The sequence below is a fragment of the Nonomuraea sp. NPDC003754 genome, assembly GCF_053605785.1.
Window position 1 is genome coordinate 1 of sequence record NZ_JBSGJX010000092.1, and the last position, 8,922, is coordinate 8,922.

Here is an 8,922-nt window from a genome sequence, read left to right on the forward strand (position 1 = left end):
TGGCATGGCCCGCCGCCTCACCCGAGGCGGACCCGCCCGACGGCAGCCCCGCTACGTCTGCGACTGATGCTGATCACCCATCTCAAACACGCCCTTAGACGTGGCGGCGTGATGAGGGGCGTTGGTGCGTCGAGCGGGAGACGCATCCGTGGTACGGGCTTGTGACCTGCAAGCCTTCGAACAGGTCCGTTGCCAATTCCTGCGCCGGCTACGGCAAAGCGTCTGCTCTTCCGGAACAGGGATACCGGCCGCTACAGTGACGCCTGCCCCCGATCGCGATCATGACTCGCCGGGGCGGCGGGCTTGAAAGGACGAGGAGATGGCGCGACGTGCAGTAAGGACGGGCGCCGGAAGGCTGGCGGTCGCGCTGGGTCTCCTGGTAGCAGGCACGTGCTGGCACACCCCTGCGGTGAAGGCGACGCCGGTTGCCCAGGTTGGTCAACCTGCCAGGCCGGCATCCCCAGCAGAGGCTCCGCCCTTCGGAAGTGAGCTGCGCGGACCGTTAAAGGGCCACACGCGCGGCATCAGCGCGCTCGCGATCGGCGAGCGCAGTGACGGCACCCGAGTCATCGTCTCTGCCGGCTTCGACAAGACGCTGCGGGTGTGGAGCCTCGACACGGGCAAGCCGCTCGGCAGACCCATCACCGGCCATACCCGCCCGGCGTACGACGTGGCGATCGGTAAGCGCAGTGACGGCACTCCTGTCATCGTCTCCGGCGGCGAGGACGGCACCGTACGGATGTGGAATCTCGACACCGGCAAGCCTTTGGGCAAACCACTCAGAACCGGGCATGCGCTCGTCCACGCGGTTGCCGTTGGGAAGCGTAGTGATGGCACGCCGGTCATCGTCTCCAGCGGCGAGGGCCGCAAAATGGTGGCGCTCCACATGTGGAACCTGAACACCGGCAAGCTCATCGGCAAGCCGTGGTGGGGTCACTATTCCGGCGTCATGGACATCGAGGTCACCAAGCGCGCCGATGGGACGCCCGTCTTTGTGACCGGCAGCACCGACGAGAGGATGCGGATCTGGAACCTCGACACGCGCAAACCCATCGGCAAGCCTCTCAACGCCTGCTTCACCTGCACGGTGTACGGGATGGCGCTCGCGGAGCGCAGCGATGGACAGCGCGTCATGATCTCGGCAGAGGTCCCGAACTTCCCTCTGGACGAGGGAAGTCCGCCAGCGGCGCTGCGCATCTGGAGCCTGGAGTCGGGCCGGCCCCTCGGGAAGCCCCTGACGCATGAGGGAAACACCTACCACCCCTTCGTCGTGACGACCAAGGACGGTGACGGCACCCCGGTCATCGTCTCGGGTGGCAACGACCGCAACGTGGTGGTGCGCGACCTCGACACCGGCCAGCCCCTCGGCAGCCCCTTCACCGGCCACGCCGACAACATCAGCGCACTGGCTGTGGGCACACGCGAGGACGGCACCCCCGCCGTCGTCTCCGGCAGCCTCGACACCACGATCCGGATGTGGAGTCTCGCCTGAACAACCCTTCATCGACGCCTTCTTTTGGGGAAGAGTCACTTTCGGAGTGCGTGCATGAGATAGACGATCAGCGTCAGTCGCAGACGTAGCGGGGCTGACACCGGGCGGGTCCCCTCGAAAGATGCGGCGGGTCGTGCCAGCAGCGAAGTGGAGCGCCTGCGAAGCTGGATGTCAGAGACGCGACGTGTGCAGCTTTATGCCGAATTCACCATGCATTGATCGACCCCACCTGTGTGGGGCAACGGCACCGTCAGCACGATCGCCATACGGCCCTCGGCCGTGTCCCAGCCTCACTCGTCGGAGAGGCCGCGTTAGTCGGAGGTGCTGGCGTCGTCGGGCTGGCTGACGAAGCTGCCCATGCCTCGTACGGTGTAGATGGAGCCGTCCTCGCGGAGAGCGCGCATGACCTTGTGGGCGGTCATGCGGGCGATGCCGAACTCTTGCATCAGATCGTTCTCGCTCGGCACGCGCGATCCGGGCCGATATGTCCCGTCCGCGATGCGCTGGCGGATCACCTCGGCAACCTGCTGCCACCTGGGCTGATCCTCGCGGAACTCGATCACGATGCAACTGTAGGAACCTGCGAACTTCCATCGTTCTCCGGATGGCACTATGGAGCCCTATAGACATCCATGGTGCGCAGTCCTTACCCTGGCGGTATGGCATCGGTGAGCGAAGGTCTGGAGCTCCTCCGGGTGGAGTTCCCCGCATGGTCCATGTTTGCAGTGACGCGGGTTCGCTGTACGCGACCCGGCGCGGCATCTCGCTCACCGATGCCCAGATCAGCAACGGCCTGCACCAGACCGTGGCCGCCGACGACAGCACGGCTCTCGCCCGGCTCCTCCGCACGCAAGAGGTCCTCGCCAGTGAGTAAGTACGACGGCTACCACGGCATCCACGCCGCCCGCGGCTATCCGGTCTTCACGCCCGTCGACTGGTACCCGGTCACTCCCCGGGCGGACCGCATCAGGGTGAGGGCAAGCACCTGCCAGTGTTCCGAGATCGTCTACGAGTACTGCGCCGCCGGCGGGCTGTACTTCATCAGGCGCCACGACAGGACCGGCCCCAAAGCGTCGATCACAGAAACCGCGTGGCTGAACCAGCGGCCCATGGGGGCCCTCTGGCTGCGCATCCTCGACGGCGAGGCGAGGTGAACAACACGCCGCACAGGTAGAGCACCAGCACAACTTCAGCAGATCATTTCCGCAGGTCAGCCCCCGACCTGCCGTTCCGCATGCCCGCGCACTGGCAGTTTTTCTGCCAGTGATCTGAATCACCCGCCTTATCGTCGAAGCACGCGACGACGACAAGGAGGGCGGGTACGTGGCAACCGAGCACCTCACGCAAGGCCAGCGCATCGCGCGGGCACGTCACCGCAAGGGCTGGGATCAAGCCACCCTCGCCGAGAAGATCGGCCGGTCCGTCTCCTGGCTGTCGAAGGTCGAGAACGGGCGGATGCCCCTCGACCGGATGAGCGTCGTGGGACAGCTCGCCGAAGCCCTCGGGGTGGAGGTCGCCGAACTGACCGGTCAGCCGTACCGGCACGAGACGGCGGAGCTCGACTCCGGGCACGCCGCGATCCCCGGGCTCCGGCTTGCACTCCAGCAGGCGACCATGCCCGGCGGTGCGGTGCTCCTGGCCGGCCGTCAGCCGCGGAGCCTCGACGAACTGGAGGCGCACGTCCGGCTCGCCGAGCAACTGCGGCAGGATGCCAAGTTCACCGCGCTCGGGGATGTACTGCCGGGCATCATCACCGACCTGACCGTGATCTGCGCCGACTCGGCTGGGGACCACGATCGGGCTGAGGCGTTGATGCTGCGCGCGTGCCACATGGCGCGTGTGTCCTCGAATCTCCTGGGTCACCACGACCTGGGATGGACGGCGGTGCAGCGGGAGCTTGTCGCGGCGCAACGGGTCGGCGCCCCCGACCTGGTCGCCGCCGCGAGCTGGGATCTGTGCGGCGTCTGGCTGCATGAGGCACAGTTGGATCCCGCGAAGAACGCCGCGTTGACCGCGCTCGATCAGATCGAGCCGCACGTGGGCGCGGACGACACGGTCAAGGCGATGTGGGGCGCGCTCCACCTACGGGCCGCCGTCGCCTACTCCCGGTTGTGGCACCAGACCGAGGCAGAGAGCCACTTGGCCGAAGCAAGGCGAGTCGCCGAGGTGCTCCCGCGAGATGGGAACGCCTTCCAGACCCAGTTCAACCGGGTCAACACCACCATTCACGCCGTAGAAGTCAGCATGGAGCTGGGGCGGCCTCGTGATGTGATCACGCGGGCAGAACAAGTAGAGATCGCAGAAATCGCCTCCTCGGAGAGGCAAGCGCACTACTGGACCTGCACAGCAGCGGGATACCACATGAATCGGAAAGACAATGAGGCGGTGGACGCGCTTCTCCGCGCGGATCGCATAGCACCTCAGCACGTCCGAAACCGCCCCTTGGTCCGCAACATCGTGCGTGACCTTCGTGACAGTGGTCGGCTTCTTCGCCAGCGCGAGGTTTCCCACCTTGCGCAGGTGATGCGGCTGCCGTGACCAGCGACAACCCGGTGGGCCTATCCGCGCAAAGGCTCCCCATGCACGTTCAGGTACCTGGCCGAAACCGAATGGGGTCGTACTGGTGGGTCTCAGTGAGATCGAGAAGGAGATCTTGTTGCGTGCTCGCGACGCCCTGGAGCTGCATGCCGATCAGCGGCAGGCACTGGTCGTGGCCAGGATCCAGACGGAGGGCGCTCAGCAGGCAACTTGAACAGGCGCAGCCCCGCGAGGCAGAGGCGGAGCCTGAACGAGGATCTCACCAGGTGCGTCCAGGAGGGCTCCACCGTGAGAGCGCTACCGTCTGGCTCCTAACCGGCCCTATGCGCAAACCACGTTGCCAGGATCGCTGCCTCCCGCTCCGGCGTGATCCCGAGCGCAGCCGCCCGCTCATGATCGAGCACAGGTCTGGCGCGGTCCAGCCACTCCCACGTGTCCGCCACGGTGTCGTCGAGCGGGCGACACGTCAGCCCGGCCGCGCGAGCGCGGGCCGAATCCACACGCCATGTGCCCGGGTACGGCCGCCACAGCGGCAGCTCCGTCCACTCGCGCACGCCCTGGGCGATGAGGAAGTCGTGATCCGCCCACTCCAGGATGGCGTCGCTGCTGGTTGCCTCCCGACAGGCTTCGAGCAGCTCGCCGAACGTCGCATGCCCGATGGGCGCCGCAAGGTTGAAGGAGCCTCCAAGGCGTTGCTCGGCCGCGTCGAGCGCGAACGCTGCGACGTCGCGGACGTCGATCGGCTGGATCGGCCAGTCCGGTGTTCCGGGTGCGAGCACCTGACCACCTTGGGCGATGCGGCGCACCCACCACGGGATGCGGCCGACGTATTCGTGTGGGCCGATGATCACGCCCGGTCGGAGGACGGTGGCTCGGTCGTCGAAGGACGCGATGACGGCTTGCTCGCATCCCGCCTTCTCCCGGCCGTACTGGTCGGCTCCGGACTCGCCCGGCGGTCCATACGGCGTGTAGGAGCGTATGGGCGAATCGTCGGTCAGCGGCTCGGTGGGCCAGCCCTCATAGACGTTCACGGTGGAGACGTAGACATAATGGCCCGCGTGGCAGGCGAGCGCGGTAGCCGAGATCTCAACCATGTTGGGCGTCATCCCGCTCGTATCGATCACCGCGTCGTACGGGCCGCGCTCTGCGAGGTCGGCCAGATCATGGTTGCTGCCTCGGTCGCCGCGGATCTGGCTGACGCCGGGTATGTCACTCCCAGACTTGCCGCGGGTGAACGTGATCACCTGGTGTCCACGTTGGAGAGCCTGTCGGCCGAGCGCGCGGCCGAGGAACCAGCCGCCACCGAGGATCAGTAATCGCATGACCACGATCCTTGCCCACGAGATCCCGGGCGGGAAGGGAGCACGGAGCAGAGATGACCCAGACCAGCAGCGACAAGCAGGTCATCACCGACGAGCAGTGGCGGCACGCCCGCACCATCTGGGACTACCACCAGATGCACCATCTCCTGCGCAGGTGCGACGCGGCTATCGGCCTGGGCAGTCACGACCTCGGCGTCGCGTCCACGGCGGCCGAGCTCTACCACGCCGGTTGGTTCCCCCAGCTCGTCTTCTCGGGCGCCACCAGCTCCACCACAGCGGCCCGCTTCCCCCGCGGCGAGGCCGTCCACTACCGCGAGCACGCCCTCGCGCTCGGAGTCCCGGACGAGGCGATCCTCCTCGAACCCAACGCCACCAACACCGGGCAGAACATCACCCTGTCCCGGCAGGTGCTGACCGATGCGGCTCAGCGACCCGCGTCCGTGCTGCTGATCTCCAAGCCATACATGGAGCGCCGCGCCTACGCCACCGCCCGCAAAGTGTGGCCTGAAGTCGAGGTGGTCTGTGCTTCCGAGTCTCTGGAGCTGGACGACTACGTTGACTCGATCGGCAATCCGAAGCTGGTCATCGACATGCTTGTCGGCGACCTCCAGCGCGTGATCGAGTACCCCAAGCTCGGCTACGCCATCGAGCAGCCCGTCCCTGGGGAGGTTCGTGACGCCTACCAGACTCTCCGTCGCGCCGGATTCGATAGCAGAATCCTGCCGTCCTGACCTGTCATCCCAGTCCGGCCGGCCTGCATGGTGGAAGCCTTTTGATCCGTAGATCCCCAAACAGTCTCCAGGATCGTTCAGGGCCGTTCCTCACTGCTAGATGACTGATTCCAAGCCGTACGGCTGAGCGTCAACGATCGCAGGCAGTGAGGGGATCGGGCGGTGCCTTGATCACCACCCCATCGGGCACGCGCGCCCACTGGTAGCGGTTTACAGGGCGACGCGGTTTTCTCACCGACCCCTTCCGGCCGCCGAAGCCGCTTCACCGCCCCCGCCTTTCGAGGCGAGTTCGGTTCAAGAAGATCAGCAGGAGGCATTGTGGACCGAGCCCGGCGGCTCAGCCACGATGAGGGCATGACGGAGAACGGATCAGCGCAGCCGCCGACGGCGGGCGGAGGAGCAGGCTTGCGCCTGAATTGGGCGGCCGTGAGCGCTCTGGCGGGTGCGATTGCCGCCGTGGTCGCGCTTGTCGCCTACCTGGTGCCGCCAGCCCCGCCTCCAAAGTCCCAGTCCGACGCGGTAGTCCCCACCTCGGCCTCGCAGTCATCGCCACCAGATCCGGTCACCACCCGGCACGCACCACCGACCCCGAGTCCATCGCCTGAGTCCAGCACGCCCCAGCCACCAAGCCCCACGCGAGTGGTCCCGGTTTCCTCCCCGCTGCTGTCGGCGGTCCGACCCGGCGGCTGCGACGAGGCGGAGGCGGCGCTGGCCGCATACCGCCGAAACGCCGAGACCGCCCGCAGCAGCCAGGCAGCCGCGGCTCACCAGACATACCTCGACCTGATGTGCGCAGCCCTCGACGCGCAAGGAGTGGCGGGAGCGAAGATCAGTCGGCTGGCCGCCGAATTCCAAGAACTGAACTTCCGCTTGACCGGCATGACCGGCGGCGATCCCAACCAGGTGATCGCGGATATCAATACAGACGTTGCGGAGCTCAATAGGCTGTGCGGATCCATCTGACTTGACGACACTCACAGCCAGAAGGCCTTGCACAGGATGTCCCGCACTTTCTCAAGCTTGCGCACCTACCATCACAACTCGGCGTTGCAGGGCTGATCGACAAGCGAAGCTGGTCGAGATCGAGATTGAGGCGCTTCGGGGATGAGTCGCGAGTCCGGTCAACCGATCCGGGCCGGTACCGCTCGCGCAATGCGGTGCCCGACAAGACCCTCGGCCTCGGCGAGCGGGTACCAGGCAGCACCCGTCACCTCGGACTCCTGGATACGCCCCACGTCCGCATCTGTCACGAAGGCGAATCCGATGTCGAGGTGATAATGCTCCGGCTCGTCCTTCGCTGGCCGGGCTGGAACCGTGCCGTACTCGATGTAGACGGGGGTCTGCGATGCTGGGACGACCTCCGCGGGGTCAATCCCGGTCTCCTCCGTCAACTCGCGCACTGCCGCACCGATCAGCGTGGTATCGGTCGGCTCCAGGTGACCTCCGGGCTGCAACACGATCCCGTACGCGAGGTGCTCGACAAGCAGGACCTTGGCGCCACCGCGGACCAGCAGCGCACCGACAGTCACGTGCATCAAAAAATTCCGCCTCGAGGCGAAATCCCCTCCCCGAGACAGCAGGTGCACCGGCTCAGACAGCAGCGCGGCCTCGTCCGGGTAGCGCTCAAGATAGGCAGAAAGCGCGCTCGAGATATCGGAGTCATTGATCGCCATGGGACACCCCACACCAGCCCGAGAGCGAAGTTCTTCCTGCCCGACTGCTCGGAAGCGAGCGTCCAGGTCTAAGCGCTCCTTGTCCTGGGCGCGTGGTTCAGGCTGAGCCATGCGGTCACAGTAGCGACAGCAACACCCTCTGCCCCGGAACTTCCATGAAGTCACATGGAGTTGGCCGTCTCCGGTAGGCGGTGTCAGTTCACGTACCCGGCCGGGGCAGGCGAGTCGACCGGCAGCTCCCACGCCTCTTTCGCGACCCTCGCCGCCGCCCTGGCCTGCGCCACGGCGGGCTCACCCCACCCGAGGATGCCCGGGGCGTCCGCGAGCGCGGTCATCAACCGGCGCCGGACCCGCCCACCATCGGGGTCGGGCCGACGCTCATCGAACCGTGCGATCAGCCCCGTCATTCGTACCTGCGCGTACGGGGCGCGGCCGGGCTCGCGTACCTCCTGATACCCCAGGTAAACCGGGTCGGCGACGACGACCTGGCTTTCCTCCATGGCTTCCCGGACCAGGGTGGCGGCCACGTCGACATCCGCAGGTTCTGGGCCGCCGCCGGGCAAGTTGAACTCGCCGTTGTATTCCTGGATCAGGACGCGCGCCGTCTCGGGGCACAGCAGGTAGCCGTACACCTGGACAATGGGAAGGGCGGCGGGCACCGGGCCCTCGTGCCAGAAGTAGATCATCTCAGCCACGCCACCTGAGCTTATCGAGTGGCGGATGCCACCCGACGGAAATCCGACCACCCCGGAGACCGGCCCAGATGCGGCCAGCCTGCCCGGCATCTCCTATCGGCCCGGCCGCCAGCGATTCAGGCCGCGGCCCCGAGGTAGGTCCAGCGTGGCCGACAGCTTGGCGACGAACCGGTGCATCTGCGGGTCTAGGAGCTGTTTCCTGGATCACGTGCGGGGCCAGATGACCAAGGCTGCGACCGTGACGGTTCCCAGGAACATGTAGGCGCGTTTGTCGTAGCGGGTGGCCACCGCGCGGAAGTTCTTGAGCCGGTTGATCGCCCGCTCCACCACGTTGCGCTTCTTGTACCGCTCGGCGTCGAACCCGACCGGGCGGCCTCCCGCCGAGCCGCGCCTGCGCCGGTTGGCCCGTTGATCACGAGGCTCGGGGATGATGTGGCGGATCTTGCGCCCGCGCAGATAGCGCCGGTTGGC

General features: G+C 66.6%; 10 protein-coding genes and 1 pseudogene. 6 read left to right on the forward strand and 5 right to left on the reverse strand.

The features are described 5' to 3' along the window. Positions 1-409 precede the first annotated feature (409 nt). A complete protein-coding gene (locus tag ACWEVS_RS45470; RefSeq protein WP_452557381.1) occupies positions 410-1,492 on the forward strand; it encodes a WD40 repeat domain-containing protein in 1,083 nt (360 codons plus the stop codon). A gap of 311 nt (positions 1,493-1,803) precedes the next feature. Here the strand turns inward: ACWEVS_RS45470 and ACWEVS_RS45475 are convergent, their stop codons facing one another. Further along, a complete protein-coding gene (locus ACWEVS_RS45475) occupies positions 1,804-2,055 on the reverse strand; it encodes a GntR family transcriptional regulator (protein ID WP_452557383.1) in 252 nt (83 codons plus the stop codon). A 146-nt stretch (positions 2,056-2,201) separates the two neighbouring features. Here ACWEVS_RS45475 and ACWEVS_RS45480 point away from each other — a divergent pair, with 146 nt between their 5' ends. From ACWEVS_RS45480 to ACWEVS_RS45490, 3 genes are all read left to right on the forward strand, one after another. After that, the gene (locus ACWEVS_RS45480; protein ID WP_452557385.1) at positions 2,202-2,366 is read left to right on the forward strand and encodes a hypothetical protein; all 165 of its coding nucleotides are present in this window, start codon (positions 2,202-2,204) and stop codon (positions 2,364-2,366) included. Then, complete coding sequence (locus tag ACWEVS_RS45485) at positions 2,359-2,646, forward strand: hypothetical protein (protein WP_452557387.1); 288 nt, start codon at positions 2,359-2,361, stop codon at positions 2,644-2,646. Before ACWEVS_RS45480 ends, ACWEVS_RS45485 begins: the two co-directional genes overlap by 8 nt. A gap of 169 nt (positions 2,647-2,815) precedes the next feature. Next, a complete protein-coding gene (locus ACWEVS_RS45490) occupies positions 2,816-4,030 on the forward strand; it encodes a helix-turn-helix domain-containing protein (protein ID WP_452557389.1) in 1,215 nt (404 codons plus the stop codon). 311 nt (positions 4,031-4,341) lie between these two features. On the opposite strand, the gene ACWEVS_RS45495 is transcribed toward ACWEVS_RS45490, so the two are convergent. Further along, positions 4,342-5,352 (reverse strand): NAD-dependent epimerase/dehydratase family protein, encoded by a 1,011-nt coding sequence (locus ACWEVS_RS45495; RefSeq protein WP_452557391.1) that lies wholly within the window; start codon positions 5,350-5,352, stop codon positions 4,342-4,344. 53 nt (positions 5,353-5,405) lie between these two features. Between ACWEVS_RS45495 and ACWEVS_RS45500 the strand changes: the two genes are divergently transcribed. Together ACWEVS_RS45500 and ACWEVS_RS45505 are read left to right on the forward strand one after the other, a co-directional pair. Beyond that, positions 5,406-6,083 (forward strand): YdcF family protein, encoded by a 678-nt coding sequence (locus ACWEVS_RS45500; protein WP_452557393.1) that lies wholly within the window; start codon positions 5,406-5,408, stop codon positions 6,081-6,083. A 639-nt stretch (positions 6,084-6,722) separates the two neighbouring features. After that, complete coding sequence (locus ACWEVS_RS45505; protein ID WP_452557395.1) at positions 6,723-7,046, forward strand: hypothetical protein; 324 nt, start codon at positions 6,723-6,725, stop codon at positions 7,044-7,046. 158 nt (positions 7,047-7,204) lie between these two features. Here the strand turns inward: ACWEVS_RS45505 and ACWEVS_RS45510 are convergent, their stop codons facing one another. The 3 genes and pseudogenes from ACWEVS_RS45510 to ACWEVS_RS45520 form a co-directional block, all read right to left on the reverse strand. Further along, complete coding sequence (locus ACWEVS_RS45510; protein WP_452557397.1) at positions 7,205-7,756, reverse strand: NUDIX hydrolase; 552 nt, start codon at positions 7,754-7,756, stop codon at positions 7,205-7,207. Between the two features lie 194 nt (positions 7,757-7,950). Then, complete coding sequence (locus ACWEVS_RS45515; protein WP_452557399.1) at positions 7,951-8,442, reverse strand: NUDIX domain-containing protein; 492 nt, start codon at positions 8,440-8,442, stop codon at positions 7,951-7,953. A 213-nt stretch (positions 8,443-8,655) separates the two neighbouring features. Beyond that, positions 8,656-8,922 (reverse strand): annotated as a pseudogene (locus ACWEVS_RS45520) (IS5/IS1182 family transposase); the annotation flags it as partial.